This window comes from Fundicoccus ignavus (genome assembly GCF_009659375.1).
In the GTDB taxonomy this organism is placed as follows: Bacteria; Bacillota; Bacilli; order Lactobacillales; family Aerococcaceae; genus Fundicoccus; species Fundicoccus ignavus.
Window position 1 is genome coordinate 59,160 of the sequence record NZ_WJQT01000009.1, and the last position, 24,441, is coordinate 83,600.

Here is a 24,441-nt window from a genome sequence, read left to right on the forward strand (position 1 = left end):
GGTTAAACATTTAATTAGACGCTTGCTAGAAAATTGAAAAGAGTCGCTCCTCACGCATTGCTAAGCGAAGCACAAAGCTTGGTAAACCAGCCTAAAACTTAAAATTACTTAAGCTAAAAAACCGTATGAAAGGCAAAGCTGAGCGCTTTGACTATTCATACGGTGAATCGTATTTTGTTATGCTTCTGCTAATGTTGGAAGTTGACCATGTTGTTGGTAGCGTGATTGTTTTAAGTTTGGCATGCTCAACATGAAGACTAAGCTGACTAAATAAAGACTCGCAAGGAAAATCATGACAGTAGCTACGCCTGAGTTATCTAAAATCAGACCGATAATAACGGATGAGAAACCACCAACCGCGCGTCCTACGTTCAGAATTGTATTGTTGGCCACTGTTCTCACTTCATAAGGATATAGGCGAGTAATCATCGCGCCGTAGCCTGCAAACATACCATTGACGAAAAATCCTAAGATGGCACCGCCAATTAGTAATTGAGGGCCTGTTTGCGCAAAGGTAAATAAGTAAACTGAAGCGGCTGAGCAGATTAGGAAAACTCCGTAAACTAAACGTGGGCCATATTTATCCAGTAAGTTTCCGAAAACTAACATACCTAAACACATCCCTAGAATGGTTGCGACCATCCATGTGCTTGAGCCGCTAACGCTGACACCGATGTTTTCTTGCATAATGGTTGGCAACCAGTTCATCATGCCGAAGTAACCTGCGATTTGTACAGTTGTCATCACCATTAAAGCTAACGTTTGTTGCGTTAAAGCTCTATCTTTGAATAAATCTGCGATACGGCCTTTAGGTTGAGTTGCTGTCTTCTCAGATGCGCTCGCATCGTGATCTGTAATTGTTTCTGGGTCAATCGCAAAGTGCATCCAGATGACGAAGATTAACGGGAACAGTCCGAATAGGAACAAACCTCTCCAGCCGAAAATTGGTGCAATTAAACCAGCTAAAATTGCTGACGTAATCGATCCGATTTGACCCACGATACCGTTTAGTGAACTAATGCGACCCATTTTCTCAACAGGTACAATACCTGCCATAATTGAAATGGCCACGCCGTATTCGCCTCCGACACCAATCCCGGCAATAAAGCGCATCAAGTAAAGGTAGCCGATGCTTTCAGTGAAGAAGATTAAGCCTGTTGCGATTGAGAAAATAATAACCGTCCATTTGAAGACTTTGAATTTATTATAGCGGTCAGCCAGTACACCGAAGATTAGGCCACCGAATAACATACCGAAGTTGGTAATGGTCCCAATCCAGCCTCCTTGTGCACCTGTTAAATTCAATTGTGAAATAATCGTCGACATTGAAAAGGCTAGGAACATTACGTTTAAATCGTCCATTCCTGAGGCCACAATTGCTGCGATAAGGGCTCTACGGTCGTTTTTTGATAAGTTTGTTTTCATAATTTTTCTCCTTAATTGAAGCTCACAGGCTTCGTTTATTAATGATTAATGGTTAAGTGTTAGTTCGTATGTTGCGCTGACCAGCTTTGCGGATCTTGATACCATTGTTCTAATGTTTCGCGGTAAGCAGCCAAACTTTCGTTTTGTACCGCCTGCTCGACTAAGACTTGATAATCCGTCAATGTATGTAAAGGATAATCAACTGCTGCAAAGGCGTCTTTACCTTTCGCTAATAAATAGTTGAAAATTGCACACACACCGAGAACTTCGCCTCCTGCAGCTTGCACAGTTTCAGCTGCCTGAATCACGCTGCCTCCGGTACTGATTAAATCTTCAATCATTACCACGGTTTGACCGGCTGCTAAATGACCTTCAATCGCATTCTGCTTGCCATGTCCTTTGGCGCTTGAACGCACGTAAATCATTGGTTTATTTAACAGATGTGCCACAATCGCTGCATGCGGAATGCCAGCAGTTGCTGTTCCAGCAATCACATCAACGTTGGGAAACTCACTCTGAATTAGGTCTGCCAATGTTTGTTCCACCGTTGTTCTAGCTTGAGGGTGGCTCATAATCAGGCGATTGTCACAATAAATTGGCGTCTTTAAACCACTTGCCCAAGTAAACGGCTGAGTGGGATTTAAGCTGACTGCGCCAATTTCTAACAAAATATCTGCAATCGCTTGTCTTGATTGATTTGTTGTCATTAATCTTCCTCCTTAGTTAATTGCTTACGCTTGAGTTTGAGCTTTTGCTGCTTGCCATTCCGCTGAGATTTGACGATAAGCAGCGACTGGATCTGCGGCAAGGGTGATCGGACGTCCTACGACAATAAAGTCACTTCCTAAAGCAGCTGCGCGAGCGGGTGTTGCGATTCGATGTTGATCGTCTGCTTGAACATCATTGCTCGCTAAGCGAATACCTGGTGTAACCGTAAGGAACTCACGTCCTAATGCTGATTTGATGTCACCTGCTTCAAGTGGCGAACAGACCACACCGTCTAGACCAGCTTCAGCAGTTACTTGCGCGTAATGAGCGACACTATCGGCTAGATTCACTCTGCTCAATTGTTCTTGAGCGACCAGTGCTTCGGTTGTTGAAGTAAGTTGCGTCACCGCAATCAATAAAGGTGGCTGTGCCCCTGCAGGTGTACCAGCTAGTAAACCTTCGCGCGCTGCTTGCAACATCGGCGTCCCACCCGCTGCATGAACATTGACCATTGCGACACCTAGTTGAGCTAAAATGGTCATACTACGTTTCACAGTGTTAGGGATATCGTGCAACTTTAAATCCAGAAAAATCTGGTGTCCGGCTGCCACAAGCTCACGAACCAATTCTGGTCCATTCAGATAAAACATTTCCATTCCAACTTTTAAATTTAAGGTTTCACCTTTAGGAAACAGCTCAAGAAAAGCCTGCAATTCTTCCATAGTGCCAAAATCAAGTGCGATAATAGGTAATTGTTGATTCATAGTGTACGACTACTCCTTCTTAGATAGATTCCCTCTGAAATAAGACCGAAAAAAAGACCAGTAACCGTAGTTACTGATCATGAGTTCATAAAGAAATACACTCCTCCCCTGAGGGGTGAGTTATAAAGTGTGATTCTTTCATGCTTCACGGAACACGATTAAAGAAAACTATTTGATTTGTTAGTAGTCTATGCCTAATCAGAAAGAAAGTCAAGACTTTCAAATGAATTCTTCTCACCCATTCGACGCATGTTCGTTTTTGCTTAAGCTAGACCGAGTAAATTGACCACCAACGGTATCGTGACAACCGACAGTAAGGTTGACACAAACACATAACGAGCTGCTAAACCGACATCTGCATCGTATAAAATCGCAAAGCTCGTTGAGACAGCTGGACCCGGCATACCAGCAACTACAATGAGTACACTCAGTATAATCGGATTTTCGATAAATGATCCAAAGATTACATAAACTAAAACAGGGAAAAGCAACATTTTAATAAAGGCGAGTACATATACCTCACGACTTAAGAAAGTCGAACGCAAGTCTAACTTCGCCATCGTCATGCCAATTACGAACATTGCCAAGGGAGTTGTCATTGCCCCCACCATACTGAAGATATCCGCCACAATAATCGGGAACTTAATATCAAAAATAAATAAGATCACGACTAATAAAGAAGTTAACAGGCCCGGTGAGAGTAATATTTTGCGTAGGGGGATGTTCTTAGTTTCGGAATCTCCATGTTTGGCCATAACCCAGGCGCCGTAAGAAAAGGAAAAAACATTGGTCGGAATATTAACAAGGGCTGCGTAGAACATGGCACCTTCACCATACATTGCCAAGATGATTGGTAGCCCCATAAAACCTGTGTTGTTAATCATCAAGATGAACTTGGCAACTCCTAAGGATTTATCCGGCAATTTCAAAAACTTCGTGAAAACATGTGCCAAGGGAATGTAAAGAACAAACAGCAGAAAGGCGATTAACAAAAACGTTAGCGCTTCTTGCTTGGTTCCTAAAATACCGGCCGAATTGACGGTCGAGAGAATTAAAGCCGGACAAGCAATCGTGGTTACCATGACAGAAAAATCTGCCTCCGCCTTCTCACTGAACAAATTTAATTTTGCTGCTCCAAAACCGGCTAACATGACGGCTACAAGCATACCCATGGGTATAATCGCTGACATTTATCGCACACCCTTAACCCTTAATTTATCCCCTATTCTAACACAATAATCCGTTTTCACTCACATTCTTTGCGCATATCGCAACAAATTTTTTGAATCCTTCACCAAAATATGCCTCCATACCGCTTTGTGGAATTAATAAACAGATAGGAGCCGTTGAATATTGATGAAGCAGTCAAACTATTGTATGAAGTATTTTGTAAAAAAATCCCTGGCAATTAAGCTCAGGGGAGTTGTTTAAGCGAATTCCTCGCGTTCACTAAATATTAGTCTTTGAGCGTCAGGTTCAGCGTTAAAAGTCCATTGACCCGAACCGATTCTGACTGTTTGATCCGTATCAACTTTCGCAATCACCGACTGCAACGCTTCTGCTTCAACAGAAATGTCCGCGTCAAGGCCCGCACCTGTGTGTGCGACGAGCTCAATTGCTCGGCCTTCATGTAGAATTGTGATTGAGTGTGTCGTTACATCTGTGATGGTTGCCGCAACAGCTGATTGGGTAGCGAACCAGTCTGCTAGCTCTTCTTTGATTCTCAAACTCGTTTTATACATATTCTTGTTTCTCATCCATATCCACCGCTTTCTCGGAAAACTATTGTAATTATGAACAGTTAAGTGTGACTACCCTTCACGCAACCTGCCAAACGCAAGCTACCCCTCTATTATACCATTCTTACGACTTTTTCTCTAATCGAAGCCTGAATCACACACAAAATTACGTGTACTACATTGGATTTTGCTAGGTGGGTAGACTCTTAAAATTATTTAGTTTTTCTCATCTGCTCATAAAACCTAAAGCTTCTATTTTTAGTGGTTATTCGCCACTTTTGGAGCTTTCGGCCCCTAGTTTCTTGAGGAGGCTACTGAAAAAGTAGCCTTTTTTGTGCGCGAGGGGCTTTGAAAGCGTCCACCATCTTGGAAAACAATAAGCTAAGCGGAGCACAAAGTTTGATAAATAAACATAAAACTCAAAGTCTCTTACAATGCAAAAAAACTCCTATCACTCAACAGAATGGTAGGAGCTAAAAGTTGGCAAAGTAAATTAGTCTACAGATACAAACGTGGCAGAACCTTCACCCATAACGGCCGCAATGTTCTCTAAAGAAGTAATGACTGCCTTACCTTTTGGATTATTTTCCACAAAAGCAATCGCCGCTTCAACTTTTGGTAACATGCTGCCTGGTGCGAATTGTTCTTCGGCAATCCAGTTGTTTAATTGAGCAACTGTCACGTTTTCTAATTTTTCTTGATTTGGTTGGTTGAAGTTTACGTAAACATTATCCACACCCGTTAAAATTACTAGATAATCTGCTTCGACTAGTTCAGCTAATTTCGCCGACGCGAAGTCTTTGTCAATAACCGCTTCAACGCCTTCATATCCAAATTCCGCTTGTTTGACAGGAATTCCGCCACCGCCAGCTGAAATTGTTACAAAGTCTTGTTCAATCATCGCTTTAATCACTGGGTATTCAACAAAACTGATTGGCTTTGGAGATGGAACAACTTTACGGTAACCGCGACCTGCGTCTTCTACAAAAGTGTCGCCAGTTTCAGCTGTCACCGCCTGTGCTTCTGCTTCAGACAAGAATGGTCCGACTGGTTTAGTCGGATTCGTAAAAGCTGAATCATTTTCGTCTACTACAACTTGCGTCACAACTGATGCAACTTGTTTATCAATACCAGCTTCCGCTAAAGCTTCGTTTAACATATTCTGTAACCAGTAGCCAATCGAACCTTGTGTCATTGCCACACACGTATCTAAAGGCATGGCTGGGTTTTTCTCTGAATCAGCGGCTGCTTGTTGAAGTAACAAGTTCCCAACTTGCGGACCATTACCATGACTGATAATTAATTGATGACCTTGTTTGATTAATTCAATTAAACGTTTGCTTGTATAACGTAAAGCTTCAATTTGTCCTTTTGCTGATGGATCATCTGTTAAAATAGCATTTCCACCTAATGCGACTACGATTCTTTTTGTCATAACTACCTCCATAAATTAAATACTTTTTAAACCCGTTGCAATGCCCACGAGAATATCATTGCCAGATGTTGCGCCATAATGTTGAATATCCTGAACCAAGGCTGTAATTGTTGCGACTGAAGCTTGCGCTTTAACTGCTCGCAAGAGATTCACCCAACTCAAATTAACTTTCCCTGCAAATAAGGCTGAATAGTAAGCATGACTAACGGCTGTCGTTGTACGGTCTTTTAAGACGGTCTCAACTTGCTGGCATAATCGCTTTTTCTCACCTAAAGCTGATTCGATTAGAAGCAAGCCTTGTAAAAAGTCATCACCACTGGGCGTTAAACCAATTCCAGCTCCCACCAAATCACGGATTAACTGTTCTGGTATTTCATCTTCATGTGACCATTGTTTTAAAGCAGTCATCAAGTTCTCAGAATGTGCAAAACCTGAATTTTCTAAAGCTCTAACCTCTTCAATAATCGTTAATAATTGACTATTGCGTAAATCTTCACGCGTGACCTTTGGGATATCCAAGACAACTTTGTTCAATTTACTTGGGACTAATTGTAACAGAGTCGGTCTCGTATAAAAAGTCCAAAGTTCCGGTGTCATTTTTACCCTTTGACCGACCTGTAAATGCGCACTCAATTGCTCAAAGACACGCTTTTCGAGTGTCAAACCAAATGCTGATACATCCTCACCGTGCTTGCCGATAAAAATTAATTGTCCCTTCAACTCTAAATTAAAGCCATTCGGAAAAACCGAATGGACTTTAACGTTTGAGTGTGTACAATTATCCAAAATACTTTCAGCCAAATAGTGACTGATAACAATTGAGCTAGCTAGTTGGTTTGATGTATTTTGATTAGATTGAGTCATGTTAATTACTAATCCTCGACGTCGATACCGACTGATTTTGCATAGGCTACTAAGGCTTTTTCAAAACACGCTAATGGTGCGCGAACGGTCCCAGCACCAATTTGACCGACTCCAGCTTCTCTATGCGCAATACCCGTATTAATAATTGGCGTGATACCTGTTTCAACGACTTTACGAATATCGATCCCTAAAGTTGAACCTTTGAAGTCCCAGTTAGGAATTGTCCATGTTGGGTTATTCGTGATAGATATTTTCTGCATTTCATCAGAAATCTTCTCAGCATCGGATAGACCATTTAATCCAACGAAGCGTGTTACACCTGGTGCAGCAATCATTGCCATACCACCCACTCCGACAGTTTCAGTAATCGCACTGTCACCAATATCCGCATTCGCGTCTGCTGATGAGTAACCACTGAAGTATAAGCCGTCTGGTGTGTTAACTGGTGCAGTAAACCACTCGTCGCCAAGTTCTGCAATTCTGACACCAAAGTTTTCACCATTACGAGCCATTGTTGTTACAACTGTTCCTTTTTCTACTTTACGAACATAATCAACCATGGCTTTACCAGCGGCCATCATAATGTTCAAGAAGAATTGGTCAGTATCTGCTAAGAATTGGATAACTTCTTGTTTTTCTTTATCATCAATCGGTAATGTCACGATAGATGGTGTAATTTCTTTAAGGAAGACTAATGAACCAGCGATATTACGTTGGTGGAACTCGTCACCCATTGAGATCGCACGAGCAATCATCACGTTTAAGTTCAAGCCTTCTTCAATCGTGCGTAAAGCTTTTCCTAACACTGGTCCTAATGTATTAGCCATCCATGTTAGACGGTCAACTACTGCTTGAGAGTTTGCACCGAAACGTAATACTTCACCGATACCTTCGTTCATAATACAGTAACCTTTTGTTCCATCAGCTTTGTTTTCAACAACAAATACTGGGAAATTAGCCGTTGTAATCCCACCCATTGGTCCAACCGCACCCACATGGTGACAAGGGATAAATTTAACTTCGCCTGCTTCTAATTGACGACGTGCATCATCTTGGTCAGTTGCCCAACCTTCGAATAACATAGCACCAATTACAGAACCTTGCATTGGACCCGTCATGTTTTCATATTTAATCGGTGGTCCAGCATGTAAGACAACTTTCTCGCCTGTATTTAATTCTGGAATCACATCTTTAGCTGGTTGAGCATCCATTAAGAACGGTTGTGACTCTAAGAAGCGATCGATAATCACTTGGTTATCTTCATCAATTTGAGCTTCACGTTTGTCTAATTCATTCAATATGTGAATTAATTTCTTATTACCACCAGCACGTGGTCTCCAATTAAATTGAAGGGCTTCTCCACCGTAAGTCACAATTGGCTCAGTAAAGCTTTCAAGTCCAATGTTAATAACTTTTGGTTTAGAGTTTAATAGGTCTATTACTTTCTCACTTGGAGTAGGTAATTCAACTTTCTCACCTGCATAAGCAACATGTGCTTTATCAGCCACAACTAATTCATGGCCCATTAATTTAAGGGCTGCACGAATCGCACGCGCATTACTGCTTTCAACAATAACGCCAGCATCTTTTAATGTTTGCACAGAGTCAGCATAGCTTTGAGGATCGTTATCTGTCCCAACAACTGTCCCGATTACATATAACTTACGGCCGTCAGCAGCAGCTTTATCTAAAGCTTCTTTGATATCTGGAGCGAGTGCTCCTGCCATATCTGCATGTGAACCGTAACCTAAAACAACATCTAATAAAATGACGCCTGTTGTTTGGTCTTCGATCACTTCACGTAATTTATGAACACGCACATCCGGATCGATCATTGGATGAGGTTTTCCTTGTGTATAAACATCGTCCCCTAAGTCCATTACTTGGAAGCCTTGTGTATTTAAAATGTAACCTTCTTCACCTTTAGCATTGTCTAAACCTAAAGCATCAGCGATTAATGTCGCAGCTTCACTCGCTAAAGTACCACCTGAATAAAGACCTTTCACCGTTGTACCTTCTGGTAAAGTCTCAGTCACTTCTAAATCAACTGGATCTAAATAATTCGCTTTAACTGTTTCACCATTCGCTACATCCACAGCAATACGAGCCGCTTCTTCTAACGTATACGCTAAAGAAACATTCCCAACGTGTGCTTCTGGTTTTTCACCTAAGAAGATGGCTACCACTGGTTTTGATAAGGATTGTAAGATCTTCATCACATTATCACGGACAGATTTTGCAGGTGGTTTAGAAATCACTAAGATCACATCTGTTGGATCGTGTTTTTCTAAAGCCACAACGGCATCAATCATCGTTGTTGCTTGAACCGCTTCGTTTAAGTCACGGCCACCCGTACCAATTGCATGCACCACTCCCCCGCCTAAACGGTCAATTAAAGTGGTTGCTTCTTGGATACCAGTTCCTGAGGCGGCAACGATTCCAATGTTGCCTGGGTTTGTAACGTTTGTAAAGGCTAGTGGAATACCGGATAAGACACCCGTTCCACAGTCAGGACCCATTAATAATAAGCCATTTTCGTGGGCTTTGTTTTTCAAACGAACTTCATCTTCTAAAGAGACGTTGTCACTAAATGAGAAGACATGTAACCCTGCATCTAAAGCTTTTTCAATCTCATCCGCAGCATATGTTCCTGGAATTGAGAATAATGCTAAGTTAGCTTCAGGCATTTCTTCTAAAGCGTCTTTCCAGTTATCAACACTTGTTGTCCCTGAGTCCGCTTTCTTATTTGATAAATCTCCTAAGAAACGTTCAACTTCGCCTAAAACCAAGTCAACGACGCCTTCGTCATCTGCTTCAACGACAATTGCCATATCATTAGCACCTGCTGCCTCTAGCTCTGGAGTATGTAAACCAGCATTTTTGAAAATATCTTTATTCGCATCTGTTGCCATCATCACTTGACCTTGCTTAACCCCCTCGATATCGTTTACCGAGTTAGTTAAAAGCATCAAGTTGATAGAATCTTGATAATTATTTTTTTGAATCACTGTATGTAACATTATTTAGCCTCCCTTTCACTTTCATTATAAACGCTTACATAACTGCTTTAAATGAGTACATTCTCTAAATGTAAATTTTTTTTTGTCTACTTTGAATAAAAAGCTGTCTCTTTGCAACAAAATACTCTAATTCTAAGCTACACTAGATACGAAGATACCGAAGGAGGAATAGGATGACCTACATTAAAGAAACATATACATTTGATCAATATCTCAGCGTTCCATTAGCAGCCACCTTTTACAGACCCACTTCAACTACGGATTACCAATCAACGATTCTATATTTTCACGGTGGTGGTTTGATATTTGGTCAACGTGAGGATTTACCAGAAAGCTACCTTGAATTATTAACCAGTGCTGGTTATGGTGTCCTTAGCTTTGACTATTTACTAGCACCAGAAAGTAAATTAGATACGATTATTCATTACGCACATAAGGCAGTGAACTGGTTTGTTGATGAAGCGACCACATCTTTAGCATTGCCTAATGCTCATTATTACTTATTTGGTCGTTCGGCAGGCGCTTACTTATCGCTCTATTTAGCTGCGCATGCTGATGATCGCCCACAAGCTAATGGCCTTATTTCCTTATATGGTTATTACACCTTAAATGAAGCCAGTTTCAGTATCCCTAGCCGTCATTTCTTACAGTTCAATCGTGTCAATGACGCGACGGTTAAAGCGCTCATACGTTCGAAACCATTAGTAGCTGGTCCAATGGATGAACGATTCATCCTTTATTTAGCTGGCCGCCAAAGTGGTCAATGGCTGAATCATCTATTGACGCCTAATCTTAAGGCAGCTGATTATTCCTTAACAACACAACAGCTACAATCATTACCCCCTACATTTCTAGCAGCCGCAGCCCAAGATCCCGATGTGCCCGCTAGGCAATCACGGTTAATGAGTAAACATATTCGAGATGCCGAATTCCATTTGATCGATACCAATGAACATGATTTTGACCGTACACAGATGGAAACTCATGGCCTAGCCGTCTATCACGCGATGATTGAATGGCTCAATCAGCATAGCCCAAGTACTTGATAAAGTTTTTTGCCTTCTTGCTTTAACATTTTCATGTTACACCAATTGGTCATATTTTGGAAAGATTGCGCTTCTTTATTCGAAAAATTTTTGACTATTTATGACAAGGCTTTGTTAATTTTTGTAAGCTTGTACATTGTCACTGGCCCTCTCTGTCTGTCATAATAGAGAAAATATAGTCTAGGAGGGACTTCTCCATGCAAATTGATTTTTTCCTAACTTTGGAAAAAGTTGCTGTCTTATTTCTATTAATTGTGATCGGTTTTATAGCAGGTAAGCTGAAACTTATTTCTGAACAAGGACAGAAAGATATTACTCAATTAGTCTTGTACGTGACCATGCCAGCCACTATCTTTTCGGCAATGCAACTCGAAATGAGTCAGGAACGTTTAAATACAGCATTTCTTGTATTAGGTGTGATGGTTTTCTGTTATATCATCATGTTTATTGTTGGTTTCATTTCATCAAAACGTCTACCTTTAACCAAAGGGCAGAAAGATATTTTCCAAACGGCTTTACTCTTGTCGAACACTTCCTTTATGGGCTATCCAATTGTTCAAAGTCTCTTAGGTCAAGAAGCTCTGTTCTACGCCGTGGTAGGTGCTGGTTTTATATTCGAAACGGTATCTTGGTCTTTAGGCGTTTACTTAATTTCACGTAATGGGAGCGAGTCTGCTGGCTTCAATTGGAAAAAAGTTGTCTTCAGTCCAGGTATTCTCTCAATCGTCGTTGGCTTAATTTTCTTTGGCTTCCAATGGTCAGTGCCAGAACCGATTAACAGTGTGATTAATATGATGAGTCCAGCAACATCCCCATTAGCCATGATTGTGATTGGCTTGATGTTATCACGCAGTAATTTAAAAGAAGCCTTCCAGAATAAATTTATTTACTTGGCTTCTGCATTAAAATTATTGGTCATACCGATTATTATTACACTTGCTTTAAAAACTTTCGGGATTTCTGGTCCTGCGTTAGTGATTCCAGTTATTATGATTTCAATGCCGACTGCTACCTATGTCGCAATGTTCAGCGGGAACTACGGAAATGATTCAAAATTCGCTAGTCAAATTGTCTTTATGACATCGCTGTTATCGATGATTACGATTCCTATCGTAACGCTATTGTTTTAAGCTAAATAAGCCAGCCTTGTCGCGATTCTTGTGTTGAGGCTGGTTTTCTGTTTAGAAATAAATAGAATGCTTAGCTTCAATTGTTACTTGAGGTAGATTAGATCGTGAGGTGAATCATGCTTCACTTTGAGAAACTCTAACATGATTACATTCGAATCATGCTTTACTTTGAAAAACTCAAACACGATTACATCAGAATCGTGCTCCTCTTCGAAAAACTCAAACACGATTACAACCTAATCGTGCTTCACTTTTAGAAACTCAGACATGATTACAACCTAATCGTGCTTCACTTTTAGAAACTCAGACATGATTACATTCGAATCATGCTTTACTTTGAAAAACTCAGACACGATTACATCAGAATCGTGCTCCACTTTGAGAAACTCAGACACGATTACATCAGAATCATGCTTCACTTTGAAAAACTCAAACACGATTACATCAGAATCGTGCTCCACTTCGAAAAACTCAAACACGATTACATCAGAATCGTGCTCCTCTTCGAAAAACTCAAACACGATTACAACCGAATCGTGCTTCACTTTTAGAAACTCAGACATGATTACATTCGAATCATGCTTTACTTTGAAAAACTCAGACACGATTACATCAGAATCGTGCTCCACTTCGAAAAACTCAAACACGATTACAACCGAATCGTGCTTCACTTTTAGAAACTCAGACATGATTACATTCGAATCATGCTCCACTTTGAGAAACTCAGACACGATTACAACCTTAATCCTGTCACGATAATTTAGAGTACAACTTGCAATCACCACTATTCACAATCTATTTAGTTTAACTAATCAAAGAGTGCCCTAATCGAAAATGATCAGGGCACTCTATTGAGGATTTATGAATAGTTGTTACTTAAGTGTGTGAGATTATTTTTTTATGAATTCACCAGGGAATTCAGCAGTAACGCCATCTTCTAATGAGTAGATGACTTGTCCACGTAAGATAGTTGAGGCTACTTGTGCACCAATTTCACGTCCAACATATGGACTGATTTTATTACGGTATTCTAAGTCTTCAGTTTGTAAAGTGTATGGAGAATTTGGTTTAATTAACACAAAGTCTGCATCCTTACCAACTTCGATACTACCTTTTTCTTCGATATCAAATAATTTAGCGACGTTTGTTGCAGTTAATTCTGCAAATTGCGTTAAGCTCATGCCTCGTTTTTGAACACCTTCGTCAAATAAGACATCCACATTATTTTGAACGCCTGAGATGCCTCCCCAAGCTTCAAATGCGTTCTCTTTATCTTTCAAGTCTGGTGTACATGGTGAGTGGTCTGATGTAATGAAGTTAACTTTACCTGCTAACACTCTTTCCCAGATTGCATCCTGTTGTGATTTATCACGGATTGGTGGTGAACATTTAACCACTGGTCCAATGGCATCTAACTCATCTGTTTCGAAGTATAGGTAGTGTGTACACGTTTCACACGTTACATCTACACCTTCTTCTTGAGCTTTAGTAATCGCATCGATACCTTCTTTACAAGCCACGTGAACGATATGTAAACGACAGCCAGTTTCTTTAGCTAATTCAATCGCACGATTGATTGGCTCAACTTCTGTAAATACTGGTCGAGATTCTACATACGCTTTTAGAGTTGTTTCGCCATTCTTGTAAGCAATGTCTCCTAAGCGGTCTGTGATTTCCGCGTTTTCAGCGTGAATTGATAGTATTTTGCCTGTTTTAGCGATTTGTTTCATACCTTCGTATAATGAATAGTCATCCACGTTCATGAAGTCGCCGTCAATTGTACGGTCTCCACAAGTAGACATGAAAGCTTTATAAGCGATAACGCCGCCTTCGTCTAGTTCTTGAATACCACCTGTATTAACAGTATAAGGAACTAAACCACCGTATGAGTAGATGTCAGATTTCAATTTGCCTTTACCTGCATCGTATTTAATTTTAAGTGATTCAGCATCAACTGTCGCAGGAACTTGATTTAATGGCATTTCTAAAAATGACGTAACGCCACCTTTAGCCGCTCCAGCTGTACCCGTTACATAACCTTCCCACTCGTCACGATAGCCACCACCTGGCTCTGAAATGTGAACGTGAGCATCGATCATTCCCGGGCTGACAACTAAACCTTCAGCATCAATCACTTTTGCACCATCGGCAGATAAGTTCTCACCGATTTCAACAATTTTCCCGTCTTTGACTGCTACGTCTGTTTGAACTTCCCCACCGTTTAAGATAACTAGGCCGTTCTTAATTACTAAATCAAAACTCATTTATTTTTCCTCCTAAAATATATTGTTTAATTTATTTTATAGCCCCAATAACTGAATCCTTATTTGCTGTTTTAGTTAACAACCAGTAAACAAGGAAACCTGTCGCAAAACCTGCTAACCACGCAATGTTTGAAATAAAGGCAAGTGCTGGAATAAACTGTCCAATTAATGAGACAACTAAGCCTACAAAAGTTGCGATGTAAGCTTGCATGTTTGTTCCACGATAAATACTGTTCACTGACTTGTCTCTTTCATCGAAATACAATTGATCTAAATCAATTTTTTGTTTATTCAAGAAGAAGTAGTGGGCAATCATAATCCCTGCAACTGGCCCTAATAAAGCACCAATTGCGTTTAAGAAAATATAAATACTGTCCGCATTCTCCATTAATTTCCACGGCATAATCAAGAAACTGATGACACTCGCTAAAATAACACCCTTACGATAGTTAATGTGTTTAGGTAATAATGCTGTTAATTGATAAGCAGCTGGAATAATATTACCGGTCGCATTCGTAGAAATCGTTGTCATTAACAATACTAACGATGAAATGATAATAGCAGGTGTACTGTCCCAACTGTTGATAATATTTAATACATCCCACTCGGTTGTACCCGCATTAATTGATCCGCCAATCAAAATTACAACACTAGCAAAAGCAAACACTGCGTATGATACTAAGAAACTGCCCGTTTGACCTAAAATCTGATCACGCGAGGATTTGGCATTCTGCGTAAAGTCCGCGACACTCACGCCTGGCGCTGCCCAAACTGCTAAAACAGAAGCGATTATCATTAAGTAACCTACAATTGGATTTATCCCTGCTGTTGCACCGGCTACGTCATAAGCCAAGATATTGCCAATTCCACCCGCTACTCGAATTGCCCAAATGGTCATACCACCAAAAACAAGGTAAATAATTGGACTTAAGATAGCTGTAAACTTATTCAGAATGCCCCCGCCACCTAAACCAATTAATAGGTTCGCTGCCCAGAAAACAGTAAAAGCAATTAAGCCTGGAATTGAAATACCTAGAATAGTAGCCCCATCACCTATCGTTAAGAACCCCGGCCATAATTTACCAATTAAAATTAAGAGAGCTTGTGAGCCTGTATAGTTTTGTAAACCGAACCAAGCAATCGCTGCGATTCCTCCTCGTAAGAAACCAGGCAACTTAGAACCTGTATTCCCATAAGTTGATCGTAAATGCATCGAGAATGGAATGCCATACTTTGAGCCAGCTAAGCCGTTCATTGTCATGAACACTGCGACCACTAAAGCACTGACAACGAGTGCTAACATTACATTAATTGGCGACATGCCTAAAACTAAGAAGCCCCCCACAGCTGCATAATTCGGAATATTATGAACTGATCCCATCCATAAGGTAAAATAATTCATTAAACCCGTATTCCGTTTCTCACTTACCTTCGGCAGGATATCCTCATTTGTATAACCACGCGCCCTAAATTTAGTAATTTCGGCATGGGTTACTTGGTAATCTTGCGTTTCCATCTATTTCCTCCTTTTATATCATTTTACTTTTTGTTTATCAGCAAACGCTAACAAATCAGTCAAGTTCATTGTAAGCGGTTAATGAAAGAATCGCATTGGACAATTGTAACAAAGCATTCACCTTCGCTGTTTAATTCACACAAAATACTTTCAATAAGCTTATTCTGATAATGTTTTCATGAAACAATAAATTTCAACTATTTTTTCACGCTCACTGTAAACGTTCAAACTGAACGGATATTACTAGAAAAGAAGCTGCGACAATATTTATTCAATTGTACACAGCTTGGATTTTCAACACTTTATTTAGTAGTTATTATTAAATTAATACGCCAATTTTTCAAACGCTCCTGCTAAGGCTTGAATCCCTGGAACAATATCTTTTGCTTCTGTATGTTCAGCTGGGTTATGGCTAATGCCATCAATCGATGGTACAAATATCATTGCAGTTGGCACACGTGGAGCAAATATTTGCGAATCGTGTCCAGCACCTGAATGCATCACTTGATAGTTCAAGTCGTTCTCTTTACAAACCTCTTCTAAGGTCTGTACTAAATGCGTATCCATTGGAACCGGCGCTTCATCCATCCAATTATCAATGTCAATTTCAATTCCCATCTCTTCTGCCAATGAACGCATGTCTGCTTCTAGCTCAGCAGTAAAACGATTCAATACTGCTTGATCAGTGTGACGACAATCAATTGAGAATAGAGTTTCACCTGGCACAACATTGACAGTATTCGGTTTTGGTTCCACACGACCAAATGTTAAGACTAAAGGATTCCCTTCCTCGCGAGCTTTATCGATCCCTTGCGTCACAATGCGTGCGAAACATTCAACGGTGTCTTTGCGATATTCCATTAAAGTTGTTCCTGCATGATTCGCCTGACCTTTGAGGACAACATCATAGCGTTTCTGGCCTACAATCGCATTGACCACTCCAACTTGTTTCCCTTCTTTTTCAAGGAAGTTACCTTGCTCGATATGTAACTCTAAGAAAGCGGCAATTTTATTAAATTTCGGTGCACCTTCCAAATAATCAAAACCTGCTGCATGCATCGCTTCTTCAAAGCCAACCCCGTTAGCATCTTCAATATTCTCAACATCAGCTTTATTGGCTAAACCAAAAATGTTCTTAGATCCCCAGAATACATAGGGGAAACGTGAGCCTTCTTCTTCAGCCATTGAAATAATTTGTAGTGATTTCTTCGGTTGTCCATTTTTTTCAATTAGTTTCTTAATGGCCATATAAGCTGCCATAATACCTAACTGTCCATCTAGACGTCCACCTTTTGTTACGGTGTCAACATGCGAACCGGAAGCAATAACCTCTTCTGGTTGTTCGCTTCCTTTCAGAGTCGCAAATAAGTTTCCAACAGCATCAAATTCACAGTTGAAACCTAATGTTTCAAACTTTTCTTTCAACTGTTCTTGAGCATCGATCCACGATGGACTGTACAACAATCGTGTTGTTCCAGGTCCTTCAGCATCTGAAATACCTGACAACCAATCCATCATGTCATCGACCGCTTGAGGTGTTACTTCTATCATATGATCCCTCCTGATTATATCTTCTTCGTCCATTATAAATGGAAGCGTTTCACAAACGGATAGCAGATTTTATAAAGTTTTAACTTCTATTGTTCAAATTGCATAAACAATTTACAGTTAATGACAGTTACCGCTAACTTCTTTGGATTTGTTTAGCTTCATCCCTTGATCATACAGCGTTACTTTTTTTGAAATACTACGCGCAGCTCACCGTGAAGGTTTACCGAAGCGGTACAAAGGGCAATCGGCGCAGCTGCTCTGACTATGAGCACAGCGAATTAGACAGAGCCTAGCCGATTGAGCTGGAAAAGCCTGAACGTCGGTGAGGCTTTGAAAGCGACCACCGCCTTGGAAAACCTTTACGGTGAGCGAAGCACACATACCGTCCCACACTCACCCTAAGCTATCATTTTATAGACTATAAATAAACATCCAAAGCCGCCTTAACAGCTTTACCAACTTGAATATCCGCCCCATAATAGATCAATACGGACTCTAACGCGCCTAAAACAGCTAACACATTTTCATGTCGACTACTATACCCCATATTGCCGATGCGCCAAATTTTTCCATTAAGCTCTCCGAAACTGCCCGCTATCTCCACACCGAATTGTTCAAGCAATAACCGCGGCACCGCGAGCGCATCAACACCGTCTGGTATAATGACTGGCGTAACAGTCGGCATTTTTGTATCAGGTGCACCGAAAATCTCTAGCCCCATTGCTTTAATCCCTGCTACAATCGCTTGGTTATTCAATAAATGACGTCTATGAACATTCTCTAAGCCTTCCTCCAGCAATAATCGCAAGCCTTCATGAACACCATAAACGAGGGTTGTTGCCTCGGTATGATGATTGATTCTTTCTTCATTCCAATAATTCATCAGTTGACTTAAATCCAAATAATTACTCTGAATAAATCGTTCATTTCGGATGTCCTTACTCAACCCTAATTCCAATTGATAACGCTCTTTGATAAGCTTCTCAATACGTTTATTAAAGGTAACTAAAGACATCCCAGCTGCTACGCTTAAACATTTTTGACTACCCGCGATAGCAATGTCCACGCCCCACTCATCTACCTTAAGCTCCACACCGGCAAAGGTGGCAACCATATCGACTAAAAGTAACACATCATTCGCTTGGCAATAAGCACCAATCTCATCCAAGTCCTGAATCTGACCATTAGCGGTCTCACCATGAACCATGGCTACTAACTTAGGCTTTACTTCTTTTACCTTCTCGATAATGTCTTGTTGAGCAAAGGGACTTTCCCAACTTTTCTCTAACAGGACGACCTCGGCTCCACATCTTCCGGCAATTTCTGCTAGTAAATAAGCGAAACGTCCAAAGGCTGGAATCAAAACTTTATCGTCTTTTTCCAGAATCGCAATCATTGCCGCTTCAATCCCTGATCTAGAGGAGCCATCAATCGCAAAAGCTTGCTCGTTCTTTGTCCCAAAGGGTTGTTTGATGAGTTCTTTGACTTCATTCATGATATCTAAAAAGACTGGGTCATATTGCCCTAAGATACTATTACTCATCACTTGCAGCACTTTAGGATTAACCTCCACTGGGCCTGGCGTCATAATTGTTCGTTTAGGTACTGTGATTGTTTTAAACATTTTGTTCTTCTCCTCTCTTATAATTAATATTTTGCTTGTTCAGACCGTTACTGCCCTATTCTGTCGAAGTAAGCATCATTAAATATCAATAAGTGTGCTATAATTATACTACTATCATTGTCACATTTAAAATCTGAGCCACTATGCTTCACCCATTACTTCAGCCAAAATAGGACGTTAAATCATTTTCTAAAGGAAGGAATACTTATGACCAGTCTAAAAGATTTATTAAATATACCTCGTTTTTCAGATTTAACATTGCTCAACACTACTTCTGACCGTTTAGATCACCCTATTAAAAGCGTTGAGATCACTGAAACACCTGATATTGAACATTATATTACCGAAGACTGTTTCCTCTTATCAACAGCGATGGTCTACAAAAATCAACAAACTGAACTCATTCCCTTAATTGATTCCTTAATTCAAGCGAAAGCTGTTGGTTTAGGCATTAAAGTGGGGCGTTTTCTTGGTACGTTGGATGCAGCGGTTATTCATTACGCAGAAGAAGTTGGTTTTCCACTTATCTTAATTCCCGATCAATACTCACTGGGTTCTCTATTGCATCAAATTTTGGATATTGTATGGGGGACACGCCATGAAGAATTATCTTTTGCGCTTGATATTCAAAAACGTTTCTCAGATTTATTGATTCAAGATGCATCAAACAAAGTGATTATTGAACAATTTAGTCAAATGGTTAAGACACCCGTTATTTTGCTCAATCCTTATTGGCGTATTCTGACACATTCGATTCATTTCAATGATTCAAACAATCGTGCCGATTATTATGCCTATCAAATTTATGACCATGTTAAGCATACCGATAAACAATCAGGTTCTTTCTTGATTCAAGATGTGAATCGCAAAGACATTCATATTTCATTAATACCGATTAAAGTTCACGAAAACTTTCCTCATTATTTAATTATTTTGAATCCTGAACACATTCCCTATCCGATTTCGAATTTCGCGATTGAACAAGCGTCAATGGTATTGTCTTATATTCTCTTTAAAAATGAGCGTGTAGCGGATAGTAAGTATGCTCAAGAAGCAGATTTCTATAAGGAGCTTATTGATTATTCTGCACAGAACCATCACAAAGAACCTGACCGCTTAATGAATGCGAAATTTGGTTATATCCAATCGAATTATTACCAAGTGGTGCATGTCTATGAAAGTTCGTTATTGAAATTATCGAAACTGACTCCTTATGGTGAAGAGTTATTATTAATGACGTCACGTTGGTTACGTCATAATATCAAACAGTATTTCTCAGATGGTTTAGTGTTCTATTTCGAACAATCTAAAGAAATTATGTTAATGATCCAAGCTAAACCTGATAATTTGAATGAAAGTTTAACAAAAATTCGTTCAGACATTGCCAAGTACTTGCCACTCAACATCGTGTTTAGTGTTGGGAATGCTTATCCAAATTTAGGTCAAATTAGTCAATCTCACTCTCAAGCTCACTTGGTCTATGAAGAACGTAAGGCGCAACAAGAGGTCACGCCTATCATGGCCTACGAGAATAAAGGCGTCTTCCATCTATTTAATAACTTGGAATACAACGATGTCCGTTTCTTCTGTCAAACGGCCTTAAAAGACTTAGCCTACCCTGAGGAGGCTTCTTTGATTGAGTTAAGAAAAACATTACACGTTTATTTAAATTCTCAATGTGAAATTGCGAGAACAGCTGGCACTTTATTCGTTCACCGTAATACCGTTAAATATCGCATCCAGCGTATTGAAGAAATTTTAGGATTAACTGTCAACACACCTGAAGACTCTCTAAATTTGAGATTGGCTTTAGAATTAAGTGAAGAAGAACAAAAGTAATCGATGCAAGAAAACTTCGAACGAATCCAAGGTCTTTAAATTTCGTTTAGCAGTTTTAATTGATCATACAGCAATACTTTTGTTGGAATGCTATGCGTAGCTCAGCGACTTGTTTTCCACAGCGGTATCAAGGTCAATCGGCACAGCTTGCTGTGACTTTGAGCGTAGCGAATTATTCAGAGCCTAGCCGATTGAGCTGGAAAAGCCCGAACGATAGTGAAGGCTTTGAAAGCGACCACCGCATTGGAAAACAATAAGATGGACGAAGCACAAAGCTTGGTAAATCAATATAAAACTTATAATATAAAAAAATACACCGAGCGAATCAACGGTTAGTCGTTGAGTTCTTTCGGTGTATTTTGTTTGGGGTATGTGTTTACTTAATTGGCAAAAGCACTGAGTCCATCGTAATTATTATAGTGAACAGCGTCATCTTCCAAATAAGCAATAATGGATTCTGGAATATCGATACCATTTGCTAGATTTTTAGCATAACGTTCCGTGCTACCTTGTCCTGGATATTGGACGCGCTCAAAACCAGGAGCTGGTTTAATTGCATTCAAATCTGCCATTGTTTGCGTAACGTTTGCTTTTACGCTATCTAAACCAGCAAAGCGCTCAGGATCGATTAAGATATAAATTTGCCCTAAATCACGCGTTGAGTGTAAATCAGCATACATTGACGTTACATTACGACCAAAAGGAATCCCCAATAAGATACCGGATAACATGTCAACCATCATCATTAAGCCGTAGCCTTTCGGGCCAGCAATGGGTAATAAACCTCTTACTTCATTTGGATCAGTCGTCGCTGCACCGTTCTCGTCTACCGCCCAAGTATCTGGGATTTGACGGCCTTTAGATCGTGCATCGAGGATTTTCCCCCAAGCTTGTACGGTCGTCGCCATATCGAAAACCAACGGATGGTCACCATCACTTGGCGCACAGAAAGCAATCGGGTTCGTCCCATAATAAGTTTCTGCCCCACCGAATGGTACTACCATTGGGTCTGATTGTGTCATCGAAATGCCCATTAGACCTGCAGCCGCCACCTTATGCATATAGTATGAAAGAGTCCCTGTGTGACCCACACGTGATACGCCGACAACCGCCAAACCTGTTTCTTTGGCCATTTTAATGGCTGGTTCTAAAGCCAGGTTTGCGACATAATGTCCTTGTGCATTATCACCATGGTAAATCCCCGTACTTTCACCCGTTTTCTCAAAGTTCAAGTTAGGTTCAGTGATAATTCCGCCTTTATTAATGCGTTCAGCATAATATTCAACCCGAACAGCACCATGCGAGTGAATCCCGCATAAGTCAGCGTAGACTAAATGTTTCGCTGTTTCCTCAGCTTGATCTTCTTTTAAACCTGCTTTTTCTAGTTTGGCTTTAATCAAATCGTGTAGTCGGGTATGCGATACATTGATTAATTTTTCTTCATGATTCGACAAGATAATACTCCCTTTCTCTAATAGCGATTAAACGCCTGGGTTACGGTTAGCGTCTTTTGAATACACATAGCTCAATGGTTCGCCACGCCCAACAGCATAAGCAGCTTGCGGCACATAAGCGCCCATAAAGATATAATCACCTTTCTCAACTGGGAACCACTGATTGTCTAAATTATACATGCCTTGTCCTGATAACAAGTAAGCACCGTGTTCTTGGTAATGCGTTTCAATATAACCATGACTCGCGCCAGGTTCGAAGGATAGAATGTGCATATTCATATCGAAACCTAAATCATCGACTGGCAATAAATCCCATAATAAAACATCCTCCATGCCTTCATAATGAATCGGTGTAATATCTGCGCGATTGCCAACTACTTTATGTGCTTCATAGCCAGCTAAGGCATCATAGCGTCTTTGGTATAAAAACGCTTCGGTCACTTCAGTTTGATTATTTTCGAAGTACATTAGCTCATTTACAGGGAAGAAAGCATAACCTCCATCTGTCAATTCATGCACTTCACCTTGAGCATCCTTAACTTTCAGTGCACCACTTAAGACATAGACAAATGTTTCAAGCCCTTCACCACCAAAGCCGAGCGTGTTTTTACCGCCTTCTAAAAATTCCGCAATGAAATCACTAAAGGTTGCGCCTAAACGTGGTGAGCCTAAAATCGTAATGCGTGTATGCTCAAATCCTGGCACCACATTGTTCACTAAACCATCGTGAGGTAAAATTGCGTATCTCCCTTGTTCAATTACTGCGCGAGACTCTAATAAGCCATCACGGTAACCTGTATTATTATTTTTGTATCCCATTCCATTCCCTCCATAAACGATATTTCTTTTCACATCCTATTGTAAACGCTTTGCAACACAAACCCAAGTCGCACACTTCACAATTTCTGACAACTCATTGTTGAAAATCACTAATAAATTAGATCTCCTTTGATAAGAACGATGGTTTTAACACACTTTGACAAAATATGAGAACAAGACTGTCTTTCCATCAACAGTGTGTGGTATATTATAATCATTAGAATTCTATTAGAAACGAGGCTTTTTTATATGAAAACTCAAAAATTAGCTGTTATTGGCGCTGGGCATGTTGGCTCGCATGTACTCGCTTATGCTGCATCTTCTGAATTGTTTGGTGAAATTGCGGTTGTTGACCCACGTGGAAAAATCGCTTACGGTGAGGCGTTAGATCAAGATCATGCGACAGGTCTAATTTCTCGACGCAATATCAACATTCATTCTGGTGGTTATGAAGAAGTGGCGGACGCTGATATTGTCATTATTTCTGCTACTCACGTCTACGCACCCGATCCAGTACCAGCTGACCGTCAAGAATTGATTAAAAATAACGCTGCGATTATCCGTGAAATCATGGAGAACATTGTCAAATACACGCGTGATGCGATTTTAATTTTCATTACAAACCCTGCTGATACAGTCGCTTATATCGCATGTACTGAGTACGATTATCCGACTCAACAAATCTTAAGTACGGGTTGTATGTTAGACTCTTCGCGCTTACGTCACTTAATTGGACGTCATTATGGTGTTGATCCAAAATCCGTTTCAGGTTACATGATGGGCGAACATGGCTATACTGCCTTCCCCGTTTTAAGTCGATTAACAGTTGGTGGTATTCCTTTTGATCAATTAGCGGAATATTTCCCAGAGGTTGAACCTTTATCACCTGACCAAATCACAGAGCATGTGGTCCAAACTGCCTATGAAGTCTTCGACGCTAAAGTCGGCGTAACCAATGCTGGGGTTGCAGAATCTGCGATTGAAGTGGCACGTGCCATTCTTTTAGATGAGAAAGCTATTTATCCAGTAGCAGTACCATTTGTTGATGGCGAATATGGTTTCGATAAACCAAGTGCTTTCAGTGTTCCATGTGTCTTAGGACGTAATGGTGTTGAACGTCGTTTAACTGTTAGCTTAAATGATTGGGAAACAGAAAAATTAAACATTTCGGTTGCGAGTATCCAAGCTTCAATTGAATTAGCTGAATCTTTAAAATAATATCCCGAACCTCTTTTGGCAGTCG

General features: G+C 40.3%; 19 protein-coding genes. 4 read left to right on the top strand and 15 right to left on the bottom strand.

Annotation, left to right across the window (positions count from 1 at the left end):
- Positions 1-177: 177 nt before the first annotated feature.
- The 8 genes from GF867_RS07520 to GF867_RS07555 all read right to left on the bottom strand — a co-directional run bounded on the left by GF867_RS07520 (position 178) and on the right by GF867_RS07555 (position 9,955).
- Positions 178-1,425 carry an MFS transporter gene (locus GF867_RS07520; protein ID WP_153832495.1) on the bottom strand — a complete coding sequence of 416 codons (1,248 nt, stop codon included), beginning with the start codon at positions 1,423-1,425 and terminating at the stop codon, positions 178-180.
- Positions 1,426-1,484: 59 nt separating this feature from the next.
- Entirely contained in the window at positions 1,485-2,132 is a 648-nt protein-coding gene (gene pyrE / locus GF867_RS07525; RefSeq protein WP_153832496.1) for an orotate phosphoribosyltransferase, read from the bottom strand.
- 24 nt (positions 2,133-2,156) lie between these two features.
- Positions 2,157-2,897: an orotidine-5'-phosphate decarboxylase gene (gene pyrF, locus GF867_RS07530; RefSeq protein WP_153832497.1), complete on the bottom strand. Its 741-nt coding sequence runs from the start codon at positions 2,895-2,897 to the stop codon at positions 2,157-2,159.
- 263 nt (positions 2,898-3,160) lie between these two features.
- A complete protein-coding gene (locus tag GF867_RS07535; protein ID WP_153832498.1) occupies positions 3,161-4,087 on the bottom strand; it encodes an AEC family transporter in 927 nt (308 codons plus the stop codon).
- A 237-nt stretch (positions 4,088-4,324) separates the two neighbouring features.
- Positions 4,325-4,654, bottom strand: coding sequence for a hypothetical protein (locus tag GF867_RS07540; protein WP_153832499.1), 330 nt, complete (start codon positions 4,652-4,654; stop codon positions 4,325-4,327).
- A 475-nt stretch (positions 4,655-5,129) separates the two neighbouring features.
- A complete protein-coding gene (gene arcC / locus GF867_RS07545; protein ID WP_153832500.1) occupies positions 5,130-6,071 on the bottom strand; it encodes a carbamate kinase in 942 nt (313 codons plus the stop codon).
- Between the two features lie 15 nt (positions 6,072-6,086).
- Entirely contained in the window at positions 6,087-6,935 is an 849-nt protein-coding gene (locus GF867_RS07550) for an oxamate carbamoyltransferase subunit AllH family protein (RefSeq protein WP_153832501.1), read from the bottom strand.
- A gap of 8 nt (positions 6,936-6,943) precedes the next feature.
- Entirely contained in the window at positions 6,944-9,955 is a 3,012-nt protein-coding gene (locus GF867_RS07555) for a bifunctional FdrA/YlbE family protein (protein WP_153832502.1), read from the bottom strand.
- 173 nt (positions 9,956-10,128) lie between these two features.
- Here GF867_RS07555 and GF867_RS07560 point away from each other — a divergent pair, with 173 nt between their 5' ends.
- Together GF867_RS07560 and GF867_RS07565 are read left to right on the top strand one after the other, a co-directional pair.
- Positions 10,129-11,001: an alpha/beta hydrolase gene (locus GF867_RS07560; RefSeq protein WP_153832503.1), complete on the top strand. Its 873-nt coding sequence runs from the start codon at positions 10,129-10,131 to the stop codon at positions 10,999-11,001.
- 197 nt (positions 11,002-11,198) lie between these two features.
- The gene (locus GF867_RS07565) at positions 11,199-12,131 is read left to right on the top strand and encodes an AEC family transporter (RefSeq protein WP_153832504.1); all 933 of its coding nucleotides are present in this window, start codon (positions 11,199-11,201) and stop codon (positions 12,129-12,131) included.
- 278 nt (positions 12,132-12,409) lie between these two features.
- On the opposite strand, the gene GF867_RS07570 is transcribed toward GF867_RS07565, so the two are convergent.
- From GF867_RS07570 to GF867_RS07590, 5 genes are all read right to left on the bottom strand, one after another.
- Positions 12,410-12,862, bottom strand: a complete 453-nt coding sequence (locus tag GF867_RS07570; protein WP_153832505.1) for a hypothetical protein — start codon at positions 12,860-12,862, stop codon at positions 12,410-12,412.
- 159 nt (positions 12,863-13,021) lie between these two features.
- The gene (allB, locus tag GF867_RS07575; protein WP_153832506.1) at positions 13,022-14,395 is read right to left on the bottom strand and encodes an allantoinase AllB; all 1,374 of its coding nucleotides are present in this window, start codon (positions 14,393-14,395) and stop codon (positions 13,022-13,024) included.
- A gap of 31 nt (positions 14,396-14,426) precedes the next feature.
- On the bottom strand, positions 14,427-15,911 hold the full coding sequence (gene allW / locus GF867_RS07580; protein ID WP_153832507.1) for an allantoin permease: 1,485 nt from the start codon (positions 15,909-15,911) through the stop codon (positions 14,427-14,429).
- 324 nt (positions 15,912-16,235) lie between these two features.
- Positions 16,236-17,462, bottom strand: coding sequence for an allantoate deiminase (gene allC, locus GF867_RS07585; protein ID WP_153832508.1), 1,227 nt, complete (start codon positions 17,460-17,462; stop codon positions 16,236-16,238).
- A 418-nt stretch (positions 17,463-17,880) separates the two neighbouring features.
- Positions 17,881-19,086, bottom strand: a complete 1,206-nt coding sequence (locus GF867_RS07590) for a pyridoxal-phosphate-dependent aminotransferase family protein (protein WP_153832509.1) — start codon at positions 19,084-19,086, stop codon at positions 17,881-17,883.
- A 207-nt stretch (positions 19,087-19,293) separates the two neighbouring features.
- Between GF867_RS07590 and GF867_RS07595 the strand changes: the two genes are divergently transcribed.
- Entirely contained in the window at positions 19,294-20,925 is a 1,632-nt protein-coding gene (locus tag GF867_RS07595; RefSeq protein WP_153832510.1) for a PucR family transcriptional regulator, read from the top strand.
- Between the two features lie 380 nt (positions 20,926-21,305).
- Here GF867_RS07595 and allD read toward each other — a convergent pair whose 3' ends face one another.
- Entirely contained in the window at positions 21,306-22,382 is a 1,077-nt protein-coding gene (gene allD / locus GF867_RS07600; RefSeq protein WP_366927794.1) for an ureidoglycolate dehydrogenase, read from the bottom strand.
- A gap of 24 nt (positions 22,383-22,406) precedes the next feature.
- Positions 22,407-23,198 carry a (S)-ureidoglycine aminohydrolase gene (gene allE / locus GF867_RS07605; protein ID WP_153832512.1) on the bottom strand — a complete coding sequence of 264 codons (792 nt, stop codon included), beginning with the start codon at positions 23,196-23,198 and terminating at the stop codon, positions 22,407-22,409.
- Between the two features lie 249 nt (positions 23,199-23,447).
- On the opposite strand from allE, the gene GF867_RS07610 reads away from it, so the two are divergent.
- Positions 23,448-24,416: a lactate/malate family dehydrogenase gene (locus GF867_RS07610; protein WP_153832513.1), complete on the top strand. Its 969-nt coding sequence runs from the start codon at positions 23,448-23,450 to the stop codon at positions 24,414-24,416.
- Positions 24,417-24,441 lie beyond the last annotated feature (25 nt).